Raw genomic sequence first — 24,378 nt, 5'->3', positions numbered from 1 at the left:
CGGTGGCGCCGCCGCTCGGCAGGTCGAAGCGATCTGAGGGGAAAGTGGTCAGCTGCGCGGCGTCGGCGCGGTACAGGCCGCGCACGTCACACGCTGCAGGTCGATATGCAGCCGACGGGTCAGAGTGCGCCGGATCAACGCGCCTTCTCACCGGCACGGGTCACGAACAACGGACTGGTCCACACTTGATGTCCGTCGAATTGACGTGCGTGCGCATACACGGCGCTGTTGCCCAGTGGAAGCTGCAGCTTCAGCTCGCCGACGACAGTGTCCGGTAGCGAAGTGGGTTCGGCGACACGTTCGAAACGGATCCGCAGGTTGAGTCCGCCCACCGTCAGGTCGCGAGATCCCTCGGCGATCAGGTCGGCGCCACTGAGTTCGACGCCTGCGGTCAGGTTGTCCTCCACTACCGTCGTTTCCAGTTGCAAACGCGCGCGGCGCAGGTCGTCGAGTCGGACCACGATGCCGATGTCGGAACCATAGGTCATGGTCCGCCATTCGGCGGTATTCCCGGCAACCTCGATGGTCTGCTCGGGATGCGTTGCGGCCCAAGGCGTTATATCGTGCACGGCGGTTCCCGCGATCGAGATGCCGCCGTGCCAGCTCGCCCACCGGTACCGGTCGCGGTGCCGAGCACCCCCCCAGCGGATTCTGACCAGGTTTTCCGACAAACCTGCCTCGGTGTGGAAATCGCGGCGCCACACCGCTCCGGTGCTGTCGTACAGTGTCAGCTCGTCCCACCCCGTGGTGCCGTACAGCGCATAACCGGCGGTCAATTCATCAGTGTCACAATGGATTTCGTCGCCCATCCAGTGTCCCCCGCTGCGCAGCAGCCCGACCGCCCGAACACCGGTGGTAGCCCAGGTGCGTCGCGCCCGCAGCCCACGACCGACGTCACCCGCCGTCAGCGTGGGAGCCAGCACGCCGGTCAGGCCGCCGAAGCCGCCGAATATGTTGGCTCCTGGTGCACCGCCACCGGGCCTGCCGCGGTGCTCGTCACTGGCCGCGCTGGCACCGAGCCGAAGACCTCGCGCCAGGGCGTCCTGGAGGAACCAGGGGCTGCTGCCCCACGTCGAATGGACCTCGATGAGGCGTTCCAAATCAGGGTGATGCCAATCGAGGATGGCGCGACGACCGCCGACGTGCGGGATCAACAGATACGACTCGGGGTCCTTTTCGTAGGCGGCGAACAACTCGGTCACCGGCCAGGTTTGCGGAGTGGGGGCGTTGCCCGTCATCCCTTGATGCCATTCCAGCGAGCGCGCCAAGGTGGTGTCCTCGCCGAGGAAGACAACGTTGTGATCACCACCGGCGCCGGCGGTTCCACACCACTCGACGCCGGGAAAGCACACGAAAGTGCCGTCCTGGGAAGCCGATCTGCACGCGGCCACCACGTCGAACCACGACTCGTCGGTGATCTGGAAGTCGTTGGCGGTATAGCCCAGCACGTCGAGCGCCCCGATATCGCGTCCGTACCTGAGGTTCCAGTCGGTGTCCTGGGTGCCGACGGTGTCGTTGGAATGCACGTGCAGGTCGCAGAAGTACGCGCGCGAACCGGGAAAGTCGTCGACGACGTCGATCCTCGTCGATTCGCTGAGCACCGCGTCCCCGGTTTCGGCGACGACCTCGACGACGCCGGGGACAGCGGGGATCTCAAGGCGAGCACGGGCCCAGCCGGTCGCCGCAGTGGGTCCGTCGGCAAGCAGAGTGCCGTCCCGACTGGCACGCACAGTGGCGGCGATCCCGTTGCACGCATTGCCCCACCGGTCTTCCAGGTGGGCGTGCAGCTGGACCGACGTCGTGCCGCGGCGCACCAACCGTGGACCGTGCACGACGAGGTGATGGGGCTCGCCGGGTACGACGGCGATCCGGTTGACCGCCGCGCGGGCCATGCGTGAGGTGCCCAGCGGATCGACGAAGAGCTGCACCTCGAACGCGTCTTCGACGAACGTCTGCACGCGGGTGCCCGGGCCGCCGAAACGGCGATCTCCCCAACGGATTTCGACTACATCGCCCGGCCGCAGGTAGCCGTCGACCGCATGAATCAGCAACGACTTCTGGAACGGCCGTTCCCCGCCCTTCACGTCGTAGCGGGTCTGCAACTGCTGGACGGTGGCCGCTCCGTCCGCCGAGGCCCCGCCGATCAGTGACCGGTGCACCAGCCGGGCCGACGCGTAATCGCGGCCGTCGGGCTCGGACGTCTGTAGATCCCAGTCGGAGTAGTAGCGGAAACACAACTTGAGCCAGCCGCTGTCCGCGATTCCGGAACGTCCGACGGTGTAGGTGAAGACGATCTCGGCGACCGAACCGGCGACGACCCGCTGATGTGAACACTCCAGCTCGCCGAGAAACGGCAACGTGTCGAACTCCGCCGTGATTGCGTCGCGCACGGCTGCCACGGAGCAATCGTGGGCAGCCAACGGGTGTTGCGCGCGTAACTCCACTTCCCGGCCGTGCCCTGACATGGACCCATCCTGCTCGACCGGCCACCTAGGAGTCCAACGAATAGATATGATCTGATTCATCATGTGTGGTGATGAGTTGTGAATCTGCAACAGTTGCGGTACGCCGTCGCTCTCGCGGAGGCCAAGAGCTTCACCAAGGCGGCCGAGAAGATGTTCGTCGTCCAGTCCGCGCTCAGTCAGCAGGTGCGCCGCCTCGAGCAAGAACTCGGCGTGCAGTTGTTCGAGCGGACGACACGGACGGTGTCACTCACGCTCGCCGGCGAGTCGCTGCTGCCGCTGCTGCATCGAGTCGTGGCCGGCATCGACCAGATCACGTTCGACGCGCAAGCGCTGCGCGGCACAGTTGTCGGCCGACTCACCGTCGGGATGATGGAGGTTCCGTCGGAGGGCCTCGATGTGGCGGCGCTGATGGCGAACTTTCACGCCCGCTTCCCCGACGTGAGCGTGACGCTGCGCAGCGGGGGCAGCGACGTACTGGTGAAGGCGGTCAGGGAGCGCACACTCGACGTGGCGATCGTGGGCGCCAACGTTTCCCGGGCCCACGACCGGCTGACCTTCACTCACCTGTTCAGCGAATCTCTGGTCGCGGTGCTTCCCGCTCGTCACCCGCTGACCAACCATCCGTCGGTAGCTGTGGTCGATCTGGCCGGGTTACCGTTCATCGATTTTCCGCCCGGGTACGGACTTCGCCACGAGACGGATCGCGGCTTCGCCGGCGTTCCCCGCCGAGTGGCCTTCGAGGTCACCCGCGTGGACGAGGTGATTCAATTCGTCCGCAACGGCCTGGGGGTGGCCCTGCTACCCGAATCGGTGGCCCGCAGTCGGGCGGGCGCCGATCCGGCATTGGCACTGCGGCCGGTGGCGGGCGCCGACATGCACCGCCAGGTACATCTGGTGGCCCCGCAACTTCAGCTCCGCTCGGTCGCCTGCCAGGCCTTCATCCGGTGCGTGGACGATCACCTGGGCAGCACCGCGTCCCGCTAGCCAACCGACGTCAATTACGTTGTGCGCGAAGCTGATACAGACCGTGGGTGGTGGCGACGACGTTGCCCGCGGCGTCGGTGACCACCGCATCGAGGGTGTAATCGGCCTTGCCCCGATCGGCGGCCTCGGCCTCCACCCGCGCGATCGTCTCGTCGTCGATCGTCGCTTCAGCGCGCAATTCGCTGGTGGCCATGCCGACGAACTTGATGTCGACGTTCTTCACCAGCGGGTAGTACTTGCTCGCGTCGAAACTCGTCAAAGCGATGATGCCGCCGAGGATTTCGGCGACGGTGAACTGGACACCGGCGTATATCACCCCGAAGTGGTTACCGTTGCCCTCCGCCGGAACACTGGCCGCGGCGAAACCGCGCCGGGCCTCGACCACCCGCAAGCCCATTCGGGCGGCGATCGGAATGGTCGATTCCAAACCCGCGTTCATCATCTCGACGACAGTGTCAGCCACGCATGCGATCGTCGCACATGCCCGCGGCACCGCAGCGCACAACCATCCGGCCGCGGGCACGGGGCGCCGGTGTTCAACACACTTGATGGTGGTGCACCTGATTGCCGCCGCGACGCTTCGCCTGGTACATGGCGGCGTCGGAGGCACTGACCAATGCGTCCAGCAGTGTCTGCTGGTCACCGGGCGGGGTGTGGTCGAGCTGCGTGCAGGCGGTGCCGATGCTGGCCGTCACCCCTGCGGCCGAGGCTTCGATGGCTTTGCACATGCGCTCCGCCAGGTACTCGGCGTTGCATACCACCGACGTGCCGGCCACCAGGAACTCCTCGCCGCCGCTGCGCGCCACCACCGCCTGCCCGTCGGCGGCGGCCAGCAGGGCCTGAGCTACCTGGACCAGGGCGTTGTCGCCGGCAGCGTGGCCGCGCCGGTCGTTGAGCCCCTTGAAGTTGTCCAGGTCGATCACCAGCACCACCAGGTGGCCGTCGAGGCCGCGATGCGCCAGCATCATGCCCAGGGCGTGGTGCTGAAACGCCCGCCGGTTCAGCAGGCCGGTCAGTGGATCGCGGTCCGCGCGCAGCAGGTCGCCCGCCAAGGCGCGGACCAGGATGCCGATCGCCAAGGGCAGGGCGATGTTGACCTCGAGCACCAGCCACAGGTCGACCCCGGCCAGCGCCAAGTGCCCCGACCGGGCCAGCCGACTCGCCTCGTAGACCCCGACGCCGGCGGCCACCGCGAAGTTGTACAGCACGAACGCCGTGGTGTGGAAGAACGCTATATAGGCGCCGAAGGTCGCAAAGGCGATGCACCCGATCAGCGCGGCCAGCGGATTCGGGTGGGCCAGGCAGGCCAACGCGACCGCGCTGTTACAGGCGACCGCGAAGATGATCGACTGCGCGCGGTTCGGCCAGCGCCAGACCCACAGCAGCGCCCCTCCTACCCCGGCGGCGACGGCGATCCATGTCATCGTGACCGGCACTTGCCCCCGCGGACCGTCCGAACCGACCAGCAGCGCGACCAGGCACAACACCATCGAGGCCGCGATGAACGCCATCACGGCCCGGGTGGCGCCGCTGATCCCGCGCGTGGCCAGGTAGCCGGACAGCCAGTCGAACTGATCACCCCGCCGCCACCGGCTGAAAACCGTAGTCACTGCTGACTCTTAATCGCTACCACCGAGGTCGAGGACGAAGCGTCGCTTCGCATGGCGCCGCTACCGACGCCATCGGTAGCAGACTAATCGGTCACAACCAGGTTTAGTTCAAACACTGAATCACCGACCCGACACGCGAGCTTCCCGGCTACCGCTCGCGCCGGGCCGGCTAGCCGTCCGAGGTGTCCGTTCCAGCGCGCGGGGCGTAATCCATGCACACCGTCGTTCCCTCCGGGCACACGTTGATGGTGCACCGCTCGGCGAGGGCGTGCATCAGCGTGATGCCGCGCGACGCCATGGCGTCAGTGCGGGGCCGCGATACCGGGGGGCGCCAAGTCCCGCGGTCGCTGACGCAGATACGCAGCTGCCGCACCGAGGGGTCGTAGCTGGCTTGCATCCTGATCTGGCCCACCCGGTCGTGGGTGCGGTAGGCATGCTCGACACAGTTGGCCAACGCTTCGTTGACGCTCAGCACAATGTCGGTGACTTCGGCCGATTCGTCGATCACGTCCGATAGCCACCGCTGCAGGTCCCGGCGCAACTTGCCCGCGGTGGTGGCGTCGGCGGCGCCGACACAATTCATCTCGCGGACTTCGCCCATGACTGCCCCCAGCGAACGCATTTCGGAGACATACCCCGTCGACGGCGAACCTGAACTTAACGCCGATATCGCATCGGCCACGGAGGCGTAACCGTTCTCAGATCGGCGCAGACCGCTCAGCCCACGGGACGGCCTGCTCGAGTTGAGCCGCCAGCCGGATCAGCAGCGACTCGCCACCCAACGGGGCCACGAACTGCACACCCAGTGGCAGCGAGTCGGTGGTCCAGTGCAGCGGGAGCGAGACCGCCGGACGCCCAGTGAGATTCGCCAGCTGCGTGTACGGGACCCAGCCGAGATTCTGCTCGACCATGTCGTCGATGATCTTGGTGTAGCGCAGCAGCCTGGCGGTTCTGGTCTTGATCAGTACGTCCGAGGCCCGCTGCAGGGCGATCGGCAGATCGAATTCACCGATCGCGGGCGGTGGCGTCGCCAACGTGGGTGTCAACAGCAGGTCGTAGGACTCGAAGAAGTCGGTGAGCCGGCGGGTGTGCTCGTGGCGGCGCTCGACCGCGTCCACATAATCGACGCTGCTGGTGGCGCGGCCCAGCGCCGCCATGATCAGCGTGTCGCGCTCGAACGCCTCGTCGCCGGCGCCGGTCAGCCGCTTGGCCTGATCGACGTCCCAAGCCAGGTAGACGAACCAGGTGAGCAGGAAGTCGCGGGCCAGGGCGGCGTCGTCGAAGGGCGCCTGCGGTAGTTCGTCGACGTGGTGGCCGAGTTCGGACAGCGCACCCACCGCCGCCTCGACAGCCGCGAACGCTTCCGGATGCGGTTTGGCATTGATCGCCGACGGTACCCGAACCCCGATGCGCAGCCTGCCCGGATCCTCGCCCACACACGACGCGAACGGCGCGGCGGGCGCGGCCGGCTGGTACGGACCAGACGGCTCGCCGCCGCAGATGACATCGAGCATCGACGCGGTGTCGCGCACGGTCCGGGATACCACGCCCTGCACGGCGGCGCCGTGCATCATCTCGCCGCTCGCCGGACCCAACGGGGTCAGGCCCCGGCCCGGTTTGAGACCCACCAGCCCGCAGCAGGCCGCCGGAATGCGGATCGACCCGCCGCCGTCGTTGGCGCCCGCGCACGGCACGATGCCGGCGGCGACCGCGGCGGCCGACCCGCCCGACGAGCCGCCCGGGGTGCGGTTGAGGTTCCACGGGTTGCGCGCCGGCCCCCACGCCACGGGTTCGGTGATCGCCTTCGCGCCGAATTCCGGCAGGTTGGTCTTGCCGAAGATGACCAGCCCGGCGTCGATCCAGCGGCGGACGACGGTCGCGTGTTGCGCCACCGGCGTCGACTGCAGCGCGCGCGATCCCTGCGACGTGGGCAACCCGGCATAGTCCTGGGCGAGGTCCTTGATCAGGAAGGGCACGCCGGCGAACGGACCGGTGCGCGGATCGGCGGGATCGGCCTCGATGTCGCGCACGATCGCGTTGATCCGGGGGTTCACCGCTTCGGCGCGCTCTTTGGCCAGGGTGAGCAGTTCGGCCGCGGTCACCTGCTTGTCGGCGACGAGTTCGGCCAGTCCGGTGGCGTCGTAGCCGCGATACTCGTCGAAGTCCATCCTCCGACCGTAATGCCGCCGCGATCGCGAGCCCGTTTCGCATGCTGTTATTCGGGCATTTGGTTCCGGAGCGTTTCCAGTGCCCCGAGGAGGTCTCGCATGGATAAGCAGTCAGACGGCAGCCCGGCGCCGGTGCCCAAGGACGCCCGGGAGGCAACCCCCGAGCAGCGGGAGCAGGAGGAATTGCTGGAGCACCAGGGTGACGACCCGGCCGCGCCGGGTTCCCAGCAATCGCACGACGAGATCGCGGACGAAAGCACGCGCTGAGCCGTGGGGTTCGGCCGAGCGTCCTCAAATGTGCGCTCGAACCCCCCCTCGACCGGCAATATGGGGCCGCTCGACGCAGCAGGGGTTGGCCTTCTCACGCAGCGGGGCGGTGCGGCCGGCGGCCCATCGAGTTCGACACCAGCCCACCGGGCATCACCCACTGATCCGGAGCGCGCTTGATGAACTGCGCCATCGCGTCGGCGATGCGCTGCGACGTCACCTGCACCAGGTCGCCCAGCCGCGGGTCGTCGCGGCCGATCGGGCCGCCGGCGAAGATCGGCTGCCCCAGTACCGGTTCGCGACGCGAACCGTCCTGCAGCACCGTGCCGGGCACGATCGGCGCACCGGTCCGCAGCGCCAGCAGCGCCGGTCCGGCGCCGACGGTTCGGCGGGTGCCGGCCAGGTTCACCTCGACACCTTTGCTGGCCTCGTCGCGGGAGCGAAAGTAGTCACCGGCGATCACCACGACGCGACCCCGCCGGATCGCGGCCTCCAGTTCGGCGGTGATACTGGCGCCCTTCTCGCGGTCGACGGCAACCAACTCCAAACCCGCCTTGTGCGCCCCGCGGTCGATCACCCACTGCATCAACCCGGGCTGCCGGTTCGCCACCACGGTCGTCGGCACGCCGTTGATAGCCAGCACCACCGGCAGCGCCGCGTAGGAACCCAGATGCGGGAAGGCGACGATCACGCCGACGCCGGACTGCCGCCCCACCTCCAGGGCGTTGGCGATGGGGCCGATGTCGGTGAGCCGGAAGCGGCGCAGCACCGCCGTGTGCGATGCGGTGACGAACCAGATGCCGTCGGCGGCATTGCGGACCACGGCGCGATACATGGCCCGGACCGGGTGCCATTTGCGCGACGAGAGCTGCGCGGTGGGGTCGACGTTGTCGCGGAAGTCCTGCAGCACCTGCGAATGCAGGGCGTGCCCCTTCCAATACAGAAAGCGAGCCGTGACGGCTGCCGCCGCGTCCGACAACCGGCCCGGCAGCAGCCGGTAGAACGTCGAGACAAGCACCGTCAGTTGCCTGCCCAGCAGCGAAACCCGCTGCGGGCGAGCTGGTTCCGGCATTTCGGACGCCCAGGTCCTAGGCTCGGGTCAGCTCGGCGTATCGCGCGATGTGCTGGGCGGTGCTGCCGAATTCGTACTGCATCGCGGTGAGCCGCTTGAAGTAGTGGCCGATGGCCAACTCCTCGGTCATCCCCATGCCGCCGTGCAGCTGCACCGCCTGCTGGCCGATGAACCGCGCGGCCCGGCCGACGGTCGCTTTGGCGGCCGACACCGCGCGGGCGCGGGTCGCCTCGTCGGCGTCGAGTTTGAGTACCGCGAGATAAACCGCGGCGACGGCCTGCTCGAGTTCCATGTACATGTCCACCATGCGATGCTGCAGCACCTGGAAGCTGCCGATCGGCTGCCCGAACTGCTGGCGCTGCTTGCAATATTCGACGGTGTCCGCCAGCACTTTTCGCATACATCCCACCGCTTCGGCGCAGACCGCCGCGGCGCCCTCGTCACGCGCCCGGCTCAGCGAGGGCCACGCCTGGCCCGCATCGCCCAGCAGCGCCGCGCCCGACAGTCGCACGTCGTTGAACGTGATGTCGGCGGCACGCCGGTCGTCGATGGTGCGGTACGGATGGATTTCGATGCCCGGGGCATTGATTTCGGTGCGGAACAACGAGATTGAATTGTCGTCCGGGTTGCGCGCGGTGACCAGCAGGTGGGTGGCCAGTGGAGCGGCCATGACCATCAGCTTACGGCCGTTCACCAGCCAACCATCGCCGTCGGGTGCCGCCTGGGTCGACACGTCCTGCCAGCGGTCGCCCGACTCCGGCTCCGCGGCCGCCAGTGCGACGATCGCGGTACCGTCGATGATCCTGCCCAGCAGTTCAGTCGCCGCCGCCCCGCCGGCGCGGTGCAGCAACCCACCGCAGACCACGACGGTGTCGACGTACGGTTCGATCACCAACGCGTGTCCCAGCGACTCGGCGATGATCATGAGTTCGATTGGGCCGCCACCGATTCCGCCGACATCCTCGGGAAGGGTGGCCCCCAGGATGCCCAGTTCGGTGGCCAGACCGCGCCAGATCTCGGGCTGCCACCCGACGCCGGTCTTCGCCGCGGCGCGACTCTTCTCCAGGTCGTAACGCACGGCGAGAAACTTTCCCAGCCCATCGCGCAGCAGGTCCTGCTCTTCGCTCAGATTGAAGTCCATTTACAGCCCCAGTGCCGCTTTGGCGAGAATATTTCGCTGAATTTCGTTGCTGCCGGCATAGATTGACCCGGCACGGTCGTTGAAGTACCGCAGCGGCGCCACCGCCTGCCACGGCTCGCCGCAGGCGTAACCGTCGGCGGGCGGCTCGAATTCGGTGACGGGGCCGCCGGGCACGGTGACGTGCGGCTGATAGGCGCGACCCCACGGGCCGGCCGCCTCCAGTGCCAGTTCGGTGAGCGCCTGGCTCAGTTCGGTACCGAGCACCTTGAGCATCGACGACGACGCTCCCGGGTTGCCCCCCTGCGCCACCGCGGCCAGCACCCGGTATTCGAGGATCTCCAATACTTCCGCGCGGATCCGCGCATCGGCCAACTTGTGCGCGAACGCCGGATCGTCGGCCAGCCGCCCGCCGCCGGGTCCGGGCTGGCTCGCCGCCACCGTGCCGATCTCCTCGGCCAGCACTTGCAGAGCGGGCGACACCGCGCCACCGCCGCGCTCGAATTCCAACAGGTACTTGGCGACCGTCCAGCCGTCGTCGATCTCCCCGAGGACGTTGGCCTTGGGCACCCGGACCTCGTCGAAGAACACCTGGTTCTGCACCTCTTCGCCCGAGGTCATCACCAGCGGGCGAATCTCGATCCCGGGCGAGGTCATGTCGATGAGCACGAAGGTGATGCCCTGCTGTTTCTTGCCCGTCCGGGAGGTACGCACCAGCGCGAACATCCAATTCGCTTCCCTGGCATGGGTTGTCCAGATCTTGCCGCCGGTGCACACCAGGTCGTCGCCGTCGGAGACGGCGGCCATCGACAGGGCGGCCAGGTCCGAGCCGGCCTCCGGTTCGGAGTAGCCCTGGCAGAAGAAGACCTCGCCGGTCAGGATCCGCGGCAGGAAATACTCTTTCTGCGCATCGGTGCCGAACCGGATGATCGCGTGCGCGACCATCCGGATGCCCATCGGGGACAGCGACGGCGCACCCGCCAGCGTCGACTCCCTGCTGAAGATGTAGTGCTGCGTCAGGGTCCAGTCGCAGCCCCCGAACTCGACGGGCCACGCCGGGGCCGCCCAGCCGCGCTCGTGCAGGATCGCCTGCCACGCCATGCTCGCCTCGTGGTCGGCGTAGACGCTGGTCATCAGTCGCCCCGCGCGGCGGAGTTCGGGGGTCAGCTTTTCGGCGAGGAAGGCCCGGACCTCGGCCTGGAAGTCCAGCTCGTCCGTTGACCACTGCAGATCCATGGGTTACCGGCCTAGGCGTCGTAGCGGCGGATTATCGGCGAAGCGTAGCCCACGGTCTTTCGGGCCTCGGCCGGTGCCCTTCTTGTCCCTGCCCGCAGTGCGGTCGAGCGATGCGCCCGGTGCGCGTAGGTTCTCGGTATGGCGGCACGTCGCGTCGGTGGGCGCCGATCCGCCCGAACCCATGGGAGGCTGCCTTGATAAGGATTTCCGGGCGCGCCGTTTCCCGTCGCGCATTCGTGCGCGGGGCCGTGCTGTCGGTACCCGTTCTGGGCGCCGCGATCGTCGCGCCGGTCGCAACAGCGGAGCCCGCCGAGTGCAGCGATCCGTCCGGCATGGTCGGTAATTGCGCGGCGCAACTGCCCCAGCAATTCACGTCGACCAGCTTCAGCACGACCGCGATCGCGGGCGGTACCAACTACTCGATCCTGTTCAGCACCAGGATCTCGCGTGGCCCGCTGGTTCCCTCGGGTGCGACCGGATACCGGATTCGTAGCACCAGCGTGTCGGGAACCAAGCTCGACGGCAGCCCCTTCTTACTGACACCGGGCATCGGCGAGGTAGGCCCGCGGATACTCGGGGCGAGATCGGCGTCATCCCTCGGGTTCGCGCTGGACGTGCCGTGGGACCCGAATCAGCTGGTGCGTTCATTCCTCTACGCCTACGAAGTCCAATTCCTGACCGGGCTGACGGGAATTCAGACGTGCCCGTACACCACCACGATGACTCTGGCGGACAACGGTATGACGCTCGGCGGTGTGGGTTCGGTGACGTTCTCCCCGCCGGTACTCACCGACTGCAGCGCTTAGCGCAGCTGCGGCCTCGGCCGATAGGCGGCGCCGTGGCACTCGCGGCGGAACGGGATCGTCGGGGCTGAGAGAATTGCCCGATGGACCAGGGGGCGCCCGACGACGGACCTTGTCCCTGTGGCTCGGGTGCCGGCTACTTCGAATGCTGCCGGCCACTGCACCGCGGCGAACGTGCCGCCGAAACCGCCCTGGCTCTGATGCGTTCGCGCTTCACCGCGTTCGCGGTCGGCGACGAAAGCTACCTGCTGGCGACCTGGCATCCGAGCACGCGGCCGCGACGGGTCGAGCTGGACAGCGACGTCGCCTGGCGGCGGCTGCAGATCGTCGACACCGAGGCCGGTACCCGCGACGACACCAACGGCGTTGTCGAGTTTCGTGCTCAGTACGTTCACCGCGGCAAACGGCACATCATGCGCGAGCGCAGCAGGTTCACCCGGGAAAAGGGTCGTTGGCTCTACGTCGACGGCGACGTCCGGTCTGACTGGGTCTAATCAGCCGGTACGGCGAGCTGGGTGGGCCCGTCGAAGCCGCGAAGAGTGGTGGAGTCCCCCAATTCCCAACGGCCGCTTTCCGGTTCGCCGGCCCGTTCGACCGTGCTCGCCGTGGCCACTAGCCGGCCGGGCACCTCCTTGGCCAGCTCGCACAGCCGGGCCGCGGCGTTCACCGGCCCGCCGATGACCGTGTACTCGAAGCGCTCCTTGGCGCCGACGTTGCCGGCCACCACCACACCGGAGGACACTCCGATGCCCGCTTCGCACTCGGTCACTTCGTCGCGAAGCCGCGCGGACATCGCGCGGGCCGCCGAAAGCGCTTCCGCGTCAGGGTTTTCCAGTGAGAGGGGGGCACCGAAGATGGCCAGCGCCGCGTCGCCCTCGAACTTGTTGACCATTCCGTGGTGTTTCTCGACCTCGTCGACCACGACGTCGAAGAAGCGGTTGAGGATCGCGACGATCTCTTTCGGCGGCCGAGAATTGGCCATCTTCGTGGAACCGATGATGTCGACGAAGACGACCGCCGCATGCCGCTCCTCGCCGCCGAGCTCGGGCTGTTCCTGTTCGGCCAGCGCTGCGACCTCGCGACCCACGTGCCGCCCGAACAGGTCCCGCACCCGTTCGCGCTCGCGCAAGCCGTGCACCATCCGGTTGAAGCCGCGCTGCAGCTGGCCCAATTCGGTGCCATCGAAGACCACCAGGTCGGTGTCGAGATCGCCGCGCTCCACCCGCTGCAACGCCTCCCGGACCACCCGCACCGGGGTCGCGGTGAACCAGGACAGCAGCCATATCAGGATGAACCCGAATACCAGCGCGAAGATCGCCAACACCACCACTGCAACGGCGAACTGCGTGGGCGTGAGGTTGCGCAGCGTCAGCGTCAGCACCCCGGCGAGCAGAATGCCGAGTACCGGGACGCCCGAACCGACCGCCCACACCAGCAGCGTGCGTCCCATGATTCCGGGGGCAAGCCGGCGCGGCGGCGGCCCGACCTCGAGCGCCTGGGCGGCCACCGGACGGAGGGCGAACTCGGTGAACAGATAGCAGCTGCCGGACACCACGATCCCGCTGAAGCTGACCCCGATCAGGACCTTCGGAACGTACTCGGCATCCACCAGACCGTGCAGCAAGGTGAGCAGCGCCGCCCCCACGCTCCACAAGATCAGCAGCACCCGCGTCAAATGCCAGGGCGCGAAAAACGTGTTGCGCTGGTCTTCCACGGTGGGCTCGCGCTGCTCGATCGACCAACGGACGTTGTTCATCACTCGATTAGTAGCCCAGATCACGCCGACCAGCAGCGCGGTGGCGATGTAGGCCGGCGCGACCACGAACGTGATCCACCAGACCCGGTGGTCGAAAACGCTGGGCGACGGGAAGATCACCGTCACGACGAGCAGCGCGACCCCGATCCCGATCAGGTTGGCGATCAACACGAACGTGGTGAGCACCACCTGGATGCGGATCCGGCGACGGCGCGGGCTGTCGGAGACGCGACCCAGCACCCAGGATCCGTAGTCCGGTGTGGGCGCGAGGTGCCCACTTTGCCTGGTGACCTTCTCGAGCACACCACCGAGCCGCTGTGCGTTGGTACGACGTGCGCTTCTGCCGGCCATGGTGGGTTAAGCCTTACCACATGCCCGCGGCGAGGTTGCTCAGGCGAACACAGGTGAGAAGGTGACCGGCATCGACTCGAGCCCGCTCACGAAGTTCGCCGGGCGCAGCGGGAGCTGCGCACCGTCCGGCAGGGACAAATCCGGCAGGCGGCGCAGGATGGTGCCGACCATGGTGGTCAGCTCCATTCGAGCAAGCTGATTGCCCAGGCAGAAATGGGTGCCGAAGCCGAATGCCAAGTGGTTGTTCGGGTTTCGGTGGATATCGAAATCGTCGGGCGCCACGAAAACCGCTTCGTCGAAGTTTGCCGACTCGAACAGCAGCATGATCTTCTCCCCGGCGTGCAACCGGGTGCCGTGAAAGTCGGTGTCCGCGGTCAGGATTCGGCACATGTTCTTCACCGGCGACGTCCAGCGCAGCATCTCTTCGATCGCGCCGCCGAGCAGCTTGGGGTCGGCGCGCAGCGCTTCCCACTGCTCGGGCCGCTGCAGCAGCGCGGCAACCCCGCCGGACAATGTGTGCCGGGTGGTCTCGTCCCCGCCGATGAGGATCAGCAGGGTTTCGGCGGCGATCTCGTCGTCGGACAGCCGGCGCCCGTCGACCTCGGCCGCCACCAGAACGCTGACCAGGTCGTCGCCGGGATTGCTGCGGCGCTGACCGATCAGTGCGTGCATGTGCTCGTTGTAGGCGGTCAGCGAGGCCACCGAACGGGCCAGCAGTTCCGGTGACGCCGTCGAACTCAACGCCACCACCATGTCGTCGGACCAGGCCAGGAACATGTCGCGCTCCGCGGGCGCCACGCCGAGCATGTCGCCGATCACCGCCATCGGCAGCGGTGCGGCGATGTCTGCCACGAAGTCGCACGTGCCGCGCTCGCAGACCGCGTCGACCAGCGCATCACACATTGCTTGAATCGAATCAACTTGTGCGGCAACACGTTTCCGGGTGAATCCGTGATTGACGAGCTTGCGGCGCAGTAGATGAGCGGGATCGTCCATATCGATCATGTGCAGCAGCGGTGGAGTGTGCGGCCGGATACCGCCGGCATTGGAGAACAGCCCCGGGTCCCGTTCGGCCTCGATCACCGCCCGGTAGGTTGCCGCCGCGGCCAGCCCGTTGCGGTCCCGGAATACCGGTCGGTTCTGGCGCATCCAGCGATACGCGCGACGCGCCCCGCCGTCGGCGTAGAAACGTCCGTCGGTGAGATCGATGTCCGGCTGCGGGGACGTCAGCGGGTACCTACTGCCCGGCGTTCTGGCCCAGCTCGATGGCGTACTGGCTGACGAAGTGGCCCGCCGAGGGGCCGCCGTTGCAGGATCCGTCGGACTCACCGGGACGCTTGATCCACAGGTAGGCGTCGGCGTGGGCGCCCGCGGTCGCCGTGGTGGGCGGGGTGCCCAGCGCCCGGCCGCTGGGGTTGCACCAGTTGGCGGCGGAATCACCGGCGGCGCCGGCTCCGTTGCGCCCGGTGTCGATGACGTAGTGCGCGCCGTTCGTCATGCCCGAGATCGCCTCGCCGTAGCCGATTTCCTCATCGGTGGTGAAGAAGTTCGAGACGTTGAGGCTGAAGCCGCGCGCGCGGCCCACGTCGACCTGGTTGAGCCGGTTGGCGATCTCCTCGGCGCTCAGCCAGCGCGAGTGGCCACCGTCGACGTACACGGCGGCGGCCGGGTCGCGGGTCAGCGTGTCGACCGCGTAGCGGATCAGATCGAAGCGCTCCTGGCGCTGGTCGGCCGAGAGGCAGTCGGCCATGTCCAGGGCGTCGGGTTCGATGATGACCGCCGCGGGTGAGCCACCCAGGCCCGAGGAGATGCTGTCGATCCAGGCGCGGTAGTCCGCGCCCGACGAGAACCCGCCAGCCGCGTAACTTCCGCAGTCGCGGTGCGGCAGGGCGTAGAGGGCGAAGATCGGCATGCTGCCGGCGGCCTGCGCCGCCCCGGCGTAGCTGGCGACCCTGCCACCGACCGAACCGGCCGGGAACGCCTGGTCAAGCCAGTAAGCCTGGGGCGTCCCGGCTATCGCGGCCAGCTGTGCGCTACCCGGATTGGCGTTGTGCGCCGACATGGCCGCCGAGGCGGGGTCGACATAGAAGGGCTGACCGGCCAACGGGTTCCCGGAATCGACCAACCGCATCGCCGGCGCGCTGTGCACCGACTCGATGCCTACGACAAGGGCCGCAACGGCCAGCAACGGAACGAAGGTACGGGCGAGAGCCCCGGCAGCTGAGAACATCACGAAAGCAAAATAGTGCCGAACGTCAAGAATTGGTAACGGAACGGCGTAATCGCTGCTCAGCGGTTACCGGCGGGGCCGGCGCTAACTCTTCTTGCTGGGAATGACGATGATCACGATCAACGTCAGGATGCTGAAGAACAGCCCCAGGAGCCCCCAGCCGAGCGGATTGCGCCCCTTCATGCCGGCGATCAGGGCGACGACAATCGCGGCGATCACGCTGCCGATGGCCACGAAGATGCCCTTGATGCCTTTGAGGATGAAACCCGCCGCCTGGGGATTGTCCTGGGCAGCCAATACGAGTTGGTGAAGCATCGGACCTCCTGGGCACCGGGGTGTACGTGGAATCGCTGATTAGCCCGGCGATTCGCCCGGCAAACTTCAGTGCCCGGTGAACTCGTCCATGGAGTTGTAGACGCCAACCCGCCGCAGGTAGGCGTCCCGCGCCCGGATCGGCAGCACCGCGCTGAGCACCTTGTTCAACTTCGAGGTCCACGGGATGACGACGAACGGATCGCCCTTCAGCATCGCCGCCCACGTCTGGTCGACGACGTCCTCCTGCTCGAGCATCGGCGTGAACAGGATTCCCTTGGCGCCGTCGAACATGCCAGTGTTGATGTAGGTGGGGCAGACGGTGGTGACCTTGACCCGGTCGTGGCCCGCTTGTTCGAGCTCGAGGCGCACAGAGTCGGAGAAGCCGATCGCCGCCCACTTGGACGCGGCGTAGGCCGCCATGCGGGGGATGGCGTTGAGGCCGGCCGAGGACGCGATGTTGACCAGGCGACAGTCGGTACCGGACTCGATCATCGCCGGCAGGAACTCCCGGGCGACCAGCATCGGGCCGATGGAGTTGACCTCCATCGTGGGCATGAAGTCGCGCGGCTCGTTCTCCCAGAAGTACCCGTTGCCGCGCACGATGCCGGCATTGTTGAACAGCACCTGCACCGTGCCGACGGTCCTACGCGCCTGCTCTGCGGCCTCGGCGACCCGTTCCTGCGACGTCACGTCCACGATCTCGTAATGGATCGTGCCGCCGGCCGCTTCCAGCTCTGCCGCGGTGTCCTTCAGCGCGGCCTCGTTGGCGTCCCACAGCACTACCGACGCTGCGCCTTCCTTGACGGCGTAGGTGGCGAACAACTTGCCAAGGCCCATGGCGGCGCCGGTGACCAGGACATTGAGTCCGCTGACTGACTGCATGGTGGCGCTCCCTCGTGGCATCTGCGTTGATGTGACGGCGTTTACCGTTCTACCCGTTCATCTGCCGGGCTATGCCGTCGGCGATGAGTTTGCCGGCGCGAAGCGGTCCGACTCCCCACACGAACGCAACCGAAGCCGGGCGAACGGCCTGGCCCTGGTCCACATCGAACTGTTCGCGACGGCGCCCGATTTCCATCTCACGGCTGCGTCATCCGCGGCGGAAAGCAGCACCAACGGTCCCGCGCGTTACTGTGCTGTGGTCGGCCCCAGCCGTGCACAGTGAACAGGCCGATAGAAAAGTTGGACAATCCATGACCGCAGCAGCAGAAGCGTCCGTCCTCGAAGAACGGGTCGGCCACCACTACCAGATGGACGGCACGTACTTGGTAGGCCGGGAAAAGGTACGTGAGTACGCCCGTGCGGTACAGGACTACCACCCCGCGCACTGGGACGCCGGCGCCGCCGCGGAGCTGGGCTATTCGGGGTTGGTGGCGCCGATAACGTTCACCTCGGCGCCGGGCATGGCCTGCAATCGCCGCATGTTCGAATCGGTGGTCATCGGTTACGACACCTATGTGCAGACCGAAGAGGTCTTCGAGCAACACCGTCCGATCGTCGAGGGCGACGAACTGGTGGTCGACGTCGAACTGACCTCGGTACGCAGGGTCGCCGGCAGGGACCTGATCACCGTGACCAACACCTTCACCGACGCCGCCGGCGAGCGCGTGCACACCCTGCACACCACCGTGGTCGGGGTCACCGCCGAGGACATCGGTGCGACCACCAAGGAGGCCGTGCAGAACGCGATGATGCACGACTTCAACATTCTCGACATCGGTGAAACCAACGCCGCCTACGTGAAGACGGTGCGCCCGCAGGGCGAGGTACGCATCGCCGAGGACAGCGCCCGCAGACCCGGCAGCCGCAATTTCGACGATCTCGCAGTCGGCGACGAGCTGCCGGCGCACCACACCCGGCTGTCGCGTGGCGACCTGGTGAATTACGCCGGCGTCGCCGGCGACGCCAACCCGATTCACTGGGACGAACAACTCGCCAAACTGGCTGGGCTGCCCGACGTCATCGCCCACGGGATGCTCACGATGGGTTTGGGCGCCGGCTTTCACTCCGCGTGGTCGGGCGACCCGGGCGCGGTCACCCGCTACGCGGTGCGGTTGTCGCAGCCCGCGATAGTGTCGGCCGCCGAGGGCTGCGACATCGAATTCAGCGGGCGCGTCAAGGCATTGGATCCGGCCACGCGCGAAGGGGTCATCATCCTCGGCGCGAAGTCCGGCGGCAGAAAGATCTTCGGCCTGGCGACGATGAACGTCCGCTTTCGCTGAGCGGTCGGGCAGCCGCGCCCTGTACGCCGTCGATCTGGACCGCGAATTCCATTACGGCGGAATGAGATCCAGCCCCCCCGGAGTCAGATCACAGGCCGTTCACCGACCGCTGCGGCTCGGGTAACCCCGCACTGGCCAGCGCGCCCGGGCTCAGATTGGCCTCGGCCTCGGCCAGGCGCAGCGCCACCTCCAACTCCAATCGGCGTTCGGTCAGCTGACGTCCGAGCAGGTCTTTGGCCTGCGCCACCCGGTACATCACCGTGTTCTGATGCACACCCAGACGCTCAGCGGTTCGCCCCCAGCTCTGGCCTTCCTCGAAGAACGCGGTCAGCGTCGTGCGGAGCCGGCGACTGCGCTCGGAGTCCGAGCCGAGTTCTCCGAGCTCGTCCCGGACGAACAACCCCGCCGCAGCCAGATCCTGTGTCAGCAGCGCGTCGAGCGCGACGTCTCGGTATACAGTGACCGAGCCTGCGGGGCGAGACAACACCGCACCCATGCGTAGACCGTCGCACGCCTGCCGGTGGGACCGGACGAAGCCGTCCAGCCCGTGGGCGACTCCGCCGACCGCGGCCATCAACGGGGCATCCACCGACAACTCCACGGGCGAGCGATCAGTGACATTCGGGCCGCTGATCCACGCCCACACAACGGATGCGCCGCCGGGGACAGCAAGCAACTCCATGCCGTTGAGGTGGTGCGCAATCTCGGCCGCGGCGCGTTTGAGCGCCTGCAGTGGCGGCTTGTCCTGGCTGAGTGGGTCGCTCCACACCACCACGGCGACGTGGGCCCGGTCGAGGTTGTACCCGAGCGCCGCGCTGGTCGCGTGCAGGTCGACGGGACGGCCGGACACGATCGCCATCACCAGTTCGGCGCGCACCGAGTCCGCGCCACGCACCCACAACTCCCGTTCGCGCTCGTAGTAGTCGACGAGGTCACCCGACACTTTCTCGCAAAAACCGAACAGGTACTGCGAGGCTGAGGTTGCCAGCTGCCACTTGACCTTCTCGGGAGCATCCGAGCGGCGTACTGCTTCGCGGAGCGCCGCATCGCACAGCCCGAGTCCGATCACGTAGCAGCGTGGGATCGCGGCTACCGAGATGCCGCGCTGGGCCAGTGTCGACACCCAACGCAGGGTGGGTTCGGGGGGCTGGGCGGCCGCCGCCAACTCCGCGGCGGAGAAGCCGCGCAGTACCGCATGCACGTTGCTCAGCGCGGCTTCGATGGTCAGCTGCACCAGGGGCTTATCCCCGGGGACATGCAATTCGGCGATCACCTCGACCGCGCGCAAACCGATGCGCTCGGCCAGATCCGCAACATCGACGGCCGCCGCTACCGCGGCCGCCTCCTGCGCTGCCATACGCGCGAGGTCTTGGACCAATTACGCCTCCCAGTCGGGCGCCCCAACCAGGCGACCGTAACACGCAGTCGTTCGCGCCCGTCCCCATTCCGCGGCCTTCCCCCGTGCCGGGCAAAGGCGTCAGCTCACCGGGGCGCTCCATAGACGGCCACCAGCACGCTGCGGTCCAGACTGTTCGCCGACCAGACGCCTATCTGCGTGTAGGCGCAGTCGGACATCACTGCGTAGTCGATCGGGTCGTAGTACCACTGGTCGATGACCTGAACTCCGTTGATGGCCAAGGCGGGAACGATCGCGACCGTTTGCGCCACCGCACCGCGGTACCCGGCGGCATTGGCCCGCGACTGCGCGGTGGACCCGTCCGAACCGATGTCGCCGTCCAGATCGCGGTTGTGCAGTACGTCGTCAGTGTGCCACTGCGCAGCAAGTTGCAGCCGTTTATCGATCTTTACGTCGTTGGTGCAGCCGGCTTGGTGCTGCACGGTGAAGACGTTGGCGACGACACCGTCGTTGAGGCGCTTGTTGTTCGGTACCAATGTGTTGTTGTCGTCGTCGGCGCGCGCGCATGGCGCTACAGAGGCGAGGATGCAGACGGTTGCCACGGTCGCCAGTGTCCGGCTCGACATCCTGATCCTTCGTATCCTTCGAGGGGCTGTCAGCGTCACAGCGGGTCGAAATGCGATATGAGCCAATGGTTGTCGTCCTTGTCGAGGATTACCCGGACACGGGAGGCCGAGGTGGCGGGCGTGTTGTCACCCACGGTGACGGTCTGGTTGACGAATACCAGCACGACGGCGTGCGTTGCCGTGGCCGACACCGGAGCGGCGGCGGGAACAGTCGCCGTGGCAGCGATCTGCTTCTGCTGAGCGCCGGGGATGACCACCGCACGGGTCAGCGAGGTGTACGCATCGAGGAACTGGCCCGTCAACCGGCTGCGGGCGGCGTCGAGGTCCTTTTGCACCGTCTCTGGGCGATACGACAGGATCGCGACCGTCCCGTCGGTGGCCGCACGGACCGCTTCGGATTGGGCGGCTTGGTCTTGCACCGTAACGCCGGTCTGCCATTTCAGGTATCCCGCGCCGACAGCCAGCAGCATCGTCAGCGCGGGTAGTACCGCGTAGGTCACCGTCGTCTTCCACCCAGGCCGGCGCCGCCTTCGCCGCCGCGCCCGATCTTCAGGCTGGGCCGTTTCGACATCGACGGTTTCGTCGTCGGCCTCGGGCTCAACAGATTTCACCAGTGTCATGGCACAAACTCCACCCTCGAGATTTTGAACTGGTCGCCGATCCGCTGGATCGAGATGCGCATCCGCCACGCACGGGGAACCGGTTCAGTCCCGTTGGCATCGGACGTCTTGACCGACGCGGCGACGATCACTTTGGCCGCCTCCGCCGTCTGGGACTCCATCGCGGCTTCGGTCACCGTGCCCACCGACGACGACTTGGCCTGCTTCACCACTTCGATGAACGGCGCCGACCGTTGTGCGAACTCGTCCTGGAACTCCCCGGTCGAGTTGTCCATGATGCGGCGCACGTCGGCGTCGACGTGTTGCCAGTCGATGGTGGTGAGATTCAGTGCCGCCTGCCGGGCGGTCTGTAGATACCGGGCGCGTGCCTGCTGCGCGTGCCGAGCCTGCCAGTTCTGCCATCCCAGCCAGCCGACCAGCAAGGACAAGGCCACAACGGCGACCACTCCGAAAGCCACCGGGTGCCGTCGTCGTCGAAACGGTCTACCGCTGAACGCCGGTGGCTCAACGTCATTCGTGTCTTCCTCGGCGACGTAGTCGTCGAGTGCACTGTCCTCGGCGTCCGCGGTCAGCGTCATGATCCCGGCGGAAGCAGCATCGTTTGCCATGTCTTGTCCTTCGGCGCGGTTTGGGCGAGGTCGGATTGTTGATACAGATTTCCGTCGGGACCGACATAGGCGCCGGTTGCGGGGTCGTAGTAGGCGACGGCGATGGGCGGCGGTGTCGGCTGGCCCGGCCGCAGCTCGGGCACGCCCTGCCCGCTGTAGGTGGCGTTCGGATCGCCCTTCCAGTTGAATCCGTCGTTGAGCGGCACGTATTGCCGGTCACTTTCGCATTCTCTGACCGTCGCCGCGCGCTTGCCCGGCACCGTCTCGCACGGGGTGTTGCGGGCACCGCGCACGCCCAACGGGGAGTCCTGCGGCACACGGCAATACAGATCTCCGGGGACGCGATCCGGGTAGTCGGTGAGGGCCGCGCTCCGGCGCTGCTGCGCCGGCAGGTATCCGGTGGTGCACGGAGGCGGCAAATTGAGGTTGAGGTTGAAACTCAGGTAAGCACCCTGGTACGCCTGTTTGGTGTTGACATTCGCGGCCAGCGAGCCCTGCTCGATGGACACCAGTTGCGGCAGCAGCACCAGGATCTGCTCGAGATCGTTGTGGTAGGCCAGTCCAACTTTGCCGACGCTGAGCAGGTTGGCCATCAGGATCGGGATGGTGGGCTGGAGCCGGTCGACTAGCTGGCGCGCCTCGGCCAATGCCGGTGCGGTCCGGTCGATTACGACGGCTACATCGCTGTCATGGGTCTGCAGCTCGCGCGTCACGGTGGCCAGGTGCGCGGCCCAGTCCTGGATTGCTCCCGAGCTTTGGGTCTGCGAGTCCAGCACGGGTTTGGCGTTGTCGAGCAGCGCGAGAAGAGGATCCAGATTCTCGCGGGCCTCGATGGACAGGTCGGTGCCACCTTGGACGATCTTGGTCAGCTCGGGCCCGAGTCCTCCGACGGCGGCGTAGGACTCGTCGACGACGGTGCGCAAGTTGGCCCGAGGCACTGCTTGCAGTCCGGTCTTGAGGCTGTCGAGCAGAGTGTTGATATCGCGCGGCACCGAGGTGTCCTGCAGTGCGATCACGTCGCCGTCCCGCAGTGGTCGCGCAGAACTGCTGCGCGGCAACAACTCCACGTACTGTTCGCCAATCGCCGACTGGCTGTGCACTTCGGCCCGCAAGTCACTGGGTATGTCGATTCCGGACCGCAACGACAGCGACGCGACCACCCCGGAATCGGTGAGGTGCACTGACTCCACCCGCCCCACTTCCATTCCCCGGTAGGTGACGTTGCTACTGGCGTACAGCCCCCCGGTGACCGGTAGTTGCATGGTGATCTTGTAGTGCCCGATGCCGAACAGTTTGGCCGGTAGCTTCATGTAATGCACGGTCATCAGCGCCAGCGCGACGAGCGCTACCACTGTGAAGATGGCCAGCTGAATCCGTGCTTGTCGATTCAAGTGCACGTCATCGCCCCTGGTCCACGTGATAGGGCGCGGTGAGCGGATTGCTGACGTTGCCCGGACCGCCTGCCATGCACGGACTGGGGAACTGCCCGATGGTGCGGCCCCACTGCAACTCCAGCCAGGTCAGGTGGCACTCCCACCGCGTACCGGTGAACAGGCCGGCGTCGAGGCGGCTGAGGGTCAGGTCGATCACCGCGGTCAGGTTCGCGTAGTCGCCGCGCTGCCACTTTGCGATGTCGGCGTTGGGAAACGGGTAAGTGGGAATCAGGCCAAGCGATTTGGTCAAACTCGGTCCCGCATTGGCCAATGCCTCCAGTACCGGACCGAGTTGCTGCAGTTCTGCGACGAGATTCTGCTTGCTCTCATTGACGGTCAGGGTGGTCAGGGCGCTGAACTTGCCGAGTTGGCCGGCGGCTTCGACCAAGTTGCCGCGTTGGTCGTTGAGTACGGCCAACGCGTCGGGAATGGTGGCGACCGCTCGGTCGAGCACCGGTTGCTGTTCGGCGAAGGTTCCGACCAGATTGTTGAGACTGTCGGTGGCCGCAATGATGTCGGCGCTCTGCTGGTTGAGGTTCGTGGCGAAGGTGTTCGATTGCTGCACAAGGTTGCGTAGATCACCCTGACGCCCGCGAAAGGCCGTGCTGAGCGCTTCGGTGATGTCGCCCACCTGGCCCACCCCGCCGCCATTCAACACCAGTGACAGCGCGGCGAGCGTCTGTTCGGGAGTCGGGTAGGCGCCGGCACGCGACAACGGGATCACCGAGCCCGCGTGCAGCCGTCCTTGGGACGGCTGGTCGGTGGGTGGGGCCAGTTCGAGGTGCAGGGAACCGAAGATGGTGGTCATGCCGATCTTCACCGTCGCGTTGGCCGGTAGCACTACGTCACCGTTGAGCCGCATGGTGACCAGCGCGTGTTCGCCCTGTAGTTCGATCCTCGAAACGTGACCCACCGTCACGTCGCCCACCCGGACTCGCGAATTCGGTTGGACGTTACTCACATCGGGCATTTGCGCTTGCACGTCGTAGGCCCCGGGGCCGTTGCCCTCGGTGCCGGGCAGCGGCAACGAGTTCACGCCGCGCCAGCCACAGCCCGATGTCATGGCGATCGCCGCGACGCTCAGGATCCCGGCCGCGATACGTTGCCACGGAGGCAT

Annotated in this window: 26 protein-coding genes; 6 read left to right on the top strand and 20 right to left on the bottom strand. The window is 66.9% G+C overall.

What is annotated here, in order from left to right; genetic code table 11:
* Nucleotides 1-48 precede the first annotated feature (48 nt).
* Together MKCMC460_RS31665 and MKCMC460_RS02265 are read right to left on the bottom strand one after the other, a co-directional pair.
* Nucleotides 49-138 carry a putative leader peptide gene (locus MKCMC460_RS31665; RefSeq protein ID WP_370653059.1) on the bottom strand — a complete coding sequence of 30 codons (90 nt, stop codon included), beginning with the start codon at nt 136-138 and terminating at the stop codon, nt 49-51.
* The gene (locus MKCMC460_RS02265; protein WP_236979614.1) at nt 135-2,465 is read right to left on the bottom strand and encodes a hypothetical protein; all 2,331 of its coding nucleotides are present in this window, start codon (nt 2,463-2,465) and stop codon (nt 135-137) included. Before MKCMC460_RS02265 ends, MKCMC460_RS31665 begins: the two co-directional genes overlap by 4 nt.
* Nucleotides 2,466-2,543: 78 nt before the next feature.
* On the opposite strand from MKCMC460_RS02265, the gene MKCMC460_RS02260 reads away from it, so the two are divergent.
* Nucleotides 2,544-3,449 carry a LysR family transcriptional regulator gene (locus MKCMC460_RS02260; protein ID WP_236979612.1) on the top strand — a complete coding sequence of 302 codons (906 nt, stop codon included), beginning with the start codon at nt 2,544-2,546 and terminating at the stop codon, nt 3,447-3,449.
* 10 nt (nt 3,450-3,459) lie between these two features.
* Here MKCMC460_RS02260 and MKCMC460_RS02255 read toward each other — a convergent pair whose 3' ends face one another.
* The 4 genes from MKCMC460_RS02255 to MKCMC460_RS02240 all read right to left on the bottom strand — a co-directional run bounded on the left by MKCMC460_RS02255 (nt 3,460) and on the right by MKCMC460_RS02240 (nt 7,227).
* Nucleotides 3,460-3,912 carry a YiiD C-terminal domain-containing protein gene (locus MKCMC460_RS02255; RefSeq protein ID WP_309297863.1) on the bottom strand — a complete coding sequence of 151 codons (453 nt, stop codon included), beginning with the start codon at nt 3,910-3,912 and terminating at the stop codon, nt 3,460-3,462.
* 73 nt (nt 3,913-3,985) lie between these two features.
* Nucleotides 3,986-5,059, bottom strand: coding sequence for a diguanylate cyclase (locus MKCMC460_RS02250; RefSeq protein WP_238305276.1), 1,074 nt, complete (start codon nt 5,057-5,059; stop codon nt 3,986-3,988).
* Between the two features lie 169 nt (nt 5,060-5,228).
* On the bottom strand, nt 5,229-5,660 hold the full coding sequence (locus MKCMC460_RS02245; RefSeq protein ID WP_236979600.1) for an ATP-binding protein: 432 nt from the start codon (nt 5,658-5,660) through the stop codon (nt 5,229-5,231).
* 97 nt (nt 5,661-5,757) lie between these two features.
* Entirely contained in the window at nt 5,758-7,227 is a 1,470-nt protein-coding gene (locus tag MKCMC460_RS02240) for an amidase (protein ID WP_236979598.1), read from the bottom strand.
* Between the two features lie 99 nt (nt 7,228-7,326).
* On the opposite strand from MKCMC460_RS02240, the gene MKCMC460_RS02235 reads away from it, so the two are divergent.
* Nucleotides 7,327-7,494, top strand: a complete 168-nt coding sequence (locus MKCMC460_RS02235) for a hypothetical protein (protein WP_236979596.1) — start codon at nt 7,327-7,329, stop codon at nt 7,492-7,494.
* A 94-nt stretch (nt 7,495-7,588) separates the two neighbouring features.
* Here the strand turns inward: MKCMC460_RS02235 and MKCMC460_RS02230 are convergent, their stop codons facing one another.
* From MKCMC460_RS02230 to MKCMC460_RS02220, 3 genes are read right to left on the bottom strand one after another with little or no spacing between them, the layout of a single operon-like run.
* Complete coding sequence (locus MKCMC460_RS02230; RefSeq protein ID WP_236979594.1) at nt 7,589-8,566, bottom strand: lysophospholipid acyltransferase family protein; 978 nt, start codon at nt 8,564-8,566, stop codon at nt 7,589-7,591.
* Between the two features lie 16 nt (nt 8,567-8,582).
* Nucleotides 8,583-9,707 carry an acyl-CoA dehydrogenase family protein gene (locus MKCMC460_RS02225; protein WP_236979592.1) on the bottom strand — a complete coding sequence of 375 codons (1,125 nt, stop codon included), beginning with the start codon at nt 9,705-9,707 and terminating at the stop codon, nt 8,583-8,585.
* A complete protein-coding gene (locus MKCMC460_RS02220) occupies nt 9,708-10,940 on the bottom strand; it encodes an acyl-CoA dehydrogenase family protein (RefSeq protein WP_236979590.1) in 1,233 nt (410 codons plus the stop codon).
* Between the two features lie 194 nt (nt 10,941-11,134).
* On the opposite strand from MKCMC460_RS02220, the gene MKCMC460_RS02215 reads away from it, so the two are divergent.
* Together MKCMC460_RS02215 and MKCMC460_RS02210 are read left to right on the top strand one after the other, a co-directional pair.
* On the top strand, nt 11,135-11,746 hold the full coding sequence (locus tag MKCMC460_RS02215; protein WP_238305275.1) for a hypothetical protein: 612 nt from the start codon (nt 11,135-11,137) through the stop codon (nt 11,744-11,746).
* Between the two features lie 80 nt (nt 11,747-11,826).
* Complete coding sequence (locus tag MKCMC460_RS02210) at nt 11,827-12,237, top strand: YchJ family protein (RefSeq protein WP_236979586.1); 411 nt, start codon at nt 11,827-11,829, stop codon at nt 12,235-12,237.
* On the opposite strand, the gene MKCMC460_RS02205 is transcribed toward MKCMC460_RS02210, so the two are convergent.
* The 5 genes from MKCMC460_RS02205 to MKCMC460_RS02185 form a co-directional block, all read right to left on the bottom strand.
* Nucleotides 12,234-13,850: an adenylate/guanylate cyclase domain-containing protein gene (locus MKCMC460_RS02205; protein WP_236979584.1), complete on the bottom strand. Its 1,617-nt coding sequence runs from the start codon at nt 13,848-13,850 to the stop codon at nt 12,234-12,236. The two genes, MKCMC460_RS02210 and MKCMC460_RS02205, sit on opposite strands and share 4 nt — an antisense overlap.
* 39 nt (nt 13,851-13,889) lie before the next feature.
* On the bottom strand, nt 13,890-15,080 hold the full coding sequence (locus MKCMC460_RS02200; protein ID WP_236984546.1) for a cytochrome P450: 1,191 nt from the start codon (nt 15,078-15,080) through the stop codon (nt 13,890-13,892).
* Between the two features lie 7 nt (nt 15,081-15,087).
* Nucleotides 15,088-16,080 (bottom strand): glycoside hydrolase family 6 protein, encoded by a 993-nt coding sequence (locus MKCMC460_RS02195; RefSeq protein ID WP_236984544.1) that lies wholly within the window; start codon nt 16,078-16,080, stop codon nt 15,088-15,090.
* Nucleotides 16,081-16,164: 84 nt separating this feature from the next.
* On the bottom strand, nt 16,165-16,395 hold the full coding sequence (locus MKCMC460_RS02190) for a deoxyribodipyrimidine photolyase (RefSeq protein WP_236979582.1): 231 nt from the start codon (nt 16,393-16,395) through the stop codon (nt 16,165-16,167).
* A gap of 66 nt (nt 16,396-16,461) precedes the next feature.
* Nucleotides 16,462-17,277, bottom strand: a complete 816-nt coding sequence (locus MKCMC460_RS02185) for an SDR family NAD(P)-dependent oxidoreductase (protein WP_236979580.1) — start codon at nt 17,275-17,277, stop codon at nt 16,462-16,464.
* On the opposite strand from MKCMC460_RS02185, the gene MKCMC460_RS02180 reads away from it, so the two are divergent.
* Complete coding sequence (locus MKCMC460_RS02180; RefSeq protein ID WP_236979573.1) at nt 17,276-17,560, top strand: hypothetical protein; 285 nt, start codon at nt 17,276-17,278, stop codon at nt 17,558-17,560. The two genes, MKCMC460_RS02185 and MKCMC460_RS02180, sit on opposite strands and share 2 nt — an antisense overlap.
* 28 nt (nt 17,561-17,588) lie before the next feature.
* Nucleotides 17,589-18,617 (top strand): fused (3R)-hydroxyacyl-ACP dehydratase subunits HadA/HadB, encoded by a 1,029-nt coding sequence (locus MKCMC460_RS02175; protein ID WP_236979571.1) that lies wholly within the window; start codon nt 17,589-17,591, stop codon nt 18,615-18,617.
* Nucleotides 18,618-18,705: 88 nt separating this feature from the next.
* Here the strand turns inward: MKCMC460_RS02175 and MKCMC460_RS02170 are convergent, their stop codons facing one another.
* From MKCMC460_RS02170 to MKCMC460_RS02145, 6 genes are all read right to left on the bottom strand, one after another.
* Nucleotides 18,706-19,974 (bottom strand): CdaR family transcriptional regulator, encoded by a 1,269-nt coding sequence (locus MKCMC460_RS02170; protein ID WP_236979564.1) that lies wholly within the window; start codon nt 19,972-19,974, stop codon nt 18,706-18,708.
* Nucleotides 19,975-20,099: 125 nt separating this feature from the next.
* Nucleotides 20,100-20,600 (bottom strand): CAP domain-containing protein, encoded by a 501-nt coding sequence (locus MKCMC460_RS02165; RefSeq protein ID WP_236979562.1) that lies wholly within the window; start codon nt 20,598-20,600, stop codon nt 20,100-20,102.
* A 35-nt stretch (nt 20,601-20,635) separates the two neighbouring features.
* Nucleotides 20,636-21,220 (bottom strand): hypothetical protein, encoded by a 585-nt coding sequence (locus tag MKCMC460_RS02160; RefSeq protein ID WP_370653058.1) that lies wholly within the window; start codon nt 21,218-21,220, stop codon nt 20,636-20,638.
* On the bottom strand, nt 21,217-21,792 hold the full coding sequence (locus tag MKCMC460_RS02155) for a tetratricopeptide repeat protein (protein WP_370653134.1): 576 nt from the start codon (nt 21,790-21,792) through the stop codon (nt 21,217-21,219). Before MKCMC460_RS02155 ends, MKCMC460_RS02160 begins: the two co-directional genes overlap by 4 nt.
* Nucleotides 21,793-21,794: 2 nt before the next feature.
* A complete protein-coding gene (locus tag MKCMC460_RS02150) occupies nt 21,795-23,225 on the bottom strand; it encodes an MCE family protein (protein ID WP_236979558.1) in 1,431 nt (476 codons plus the stop codon).
* Between the two features lies 1 nt (nt 23,226).
* On the bottom strand, nt 23,227-24,378 hold the full coding sequence (locus MKCMC460_RS02145) for a virulence factor Mce family protein (RefSeq protein ID WP_236984542.1): 1,152 nt from the start codon (nt 24,376-24,378) through the stop codon (nt 23,227-23,229).

Source organism: Mycobacterium sp. 20KCMC460 (assembly GCF_022179425.1).
GTDB lineage: Bacteria > Actinomycetota > Actinomycetes > Mycobacteriales > Mycobacteriaceae > Mycobacterium > Mycobacterium kiyosense.
This window is presented reverse-complemented; position numbering and strand designations above follow the sequence as displayed.

Excerpts from the sequence above, each read along its gene's own strand:
- MKCMC460_RS02225 (WP_236979592.1), bottom strand. The coding sequence starts at position 9,707 with ATGGACTTCAATCTGAGCGAAGAGCAGGACCTGCTGCGCGATGGGCTG.
- MKCMC460_RS02160 (WP_370653058.1), bottom strand. The coding sequence starts at position 21,220 with ATGACACTGGTGAAATCTGTTGAGCCCGAGGCCGACGACGAAACCGTC.
- MKCMC460_RS02185 (WP_236979580.1), bottom strand. The coding sequence starts at position 17,277 with ATGCAGTCAGTCAGCGGACTCAATGTCCTGGTCACCGGCGCCGCCATG.
- MKCMC460_RS02265 (WP_236979614.1), bottom strand. The coding sequence starts at position 2,465 with ATGTCAGGGCACGGCCGGGAAGTGGAGTTACGCGCGCAACACCCGTTG.
- MKCMC460_RS02220 (WP_236979590.1), bottom strand. The coding sequence starts at position 10,940 with ATGGATCTGCAGTGGTCAACGGACGAGCTGGACTTCCAGGCCGAGGTC.
- MKCMC460_RS02165 (WP_236979562.1), bottom strand. The coding sequence starts at position 20,600 with ATGTCGAGCCGGACACTGGCGACCGTGGCAACCGTCTGCATCCTCGCC.
- MKCMC460_RS02180 (WP_236979573.1), top strand. The coding sequence starts at position 17,276 with ATGGTGGCGCTCCCTCGTGGCATCTGCGTTGATGTGACGGCGTTTACC.
- MKCMC460_RS02205 (WP_236979584.1), bottom strand. The coding sequence starts at position 13,850 with ATGGCCGGCAGAAGCGCACGTCGTACCAACGCACAGCGGCTCGGTGGT.
- MKCMC460_RS02195 (WP_236984544.1), bottom strand. The coding sequence starts at position 16,080 with ATGTTCTCAGCTGCCGGGGCTCTCGCCCGTACCTTCGTTCCGTTGCTG.
- MKCMC460_RS02145 (WP_236984542.1), bottom strand. The coding sequence starts at position 24,378 with ATGCCTCCGTGGCAACGTATCGCGGCCGGGATCCTGAGCGTCGCGGCG.
- MKCMC460_RS02170 (WP_236979564.1), bottom strand. The coding sequence starts at position 19,974 with ATGGCAGCGCAGGAGGCGGCCGCGGTAGCGGCGGCCGTCGATGTTGCG.
- MKCMC460_RS02235 (WP_236979596.1), top strand. The coding sequence starts at position 7,327 with ATGGATAAGCAGTCAGACGGCAGCCCGGCGCCGGTGCCCAAGGACGCC.
- MKCMC460_RS02210 (WP_236979586.1), top strand. The coding sequence starts at position 11,827 with ATGGACCAGGGGGCGCCCGACGACGGACCTTGTCCCTGTGGCTCGGGT.
- MKCMC460_RS02230 (WP_236979594.1), bottom strand. The coding sequence starts at position 8,566 with ATGCCGGAACCAGCTCGCCCGCAGCGGGTTTCGCTGCTGGGCAGGCAA.
- MKCMC460_RS02240 (WP_236979598.1), bottom strand. The coding sequence starts at position 7,227 with ATGGACTTCGACGAGTATCGCGGCTACGACGCCACCGGACTGGCCGAA.
- MKCMC460_RS02190 (WP_236979582.1), bottom strand. The coding sequence starts at position 16,395 with ATGCTTCACCAACTCGTATTGGCTGCCCAGGACAATCCCCAGGCGGCG.
- MKCMC460_RS02175 (WP_236979571.1), top strand. The coding sequence starts at position 17,589 with ATGACCGCAGCAGCAGAAGCGTCCGTCCTCGAAGAACGGGTCGGCCAC.
- MKCMC460_RS02245 (WP_236979600.1), bottom strand. The coding sequence starts at position 5,660 with ATGGGCGAAGTCCGCGAGATGAATTGTGTCGGCGCCGCCGACGCCACC.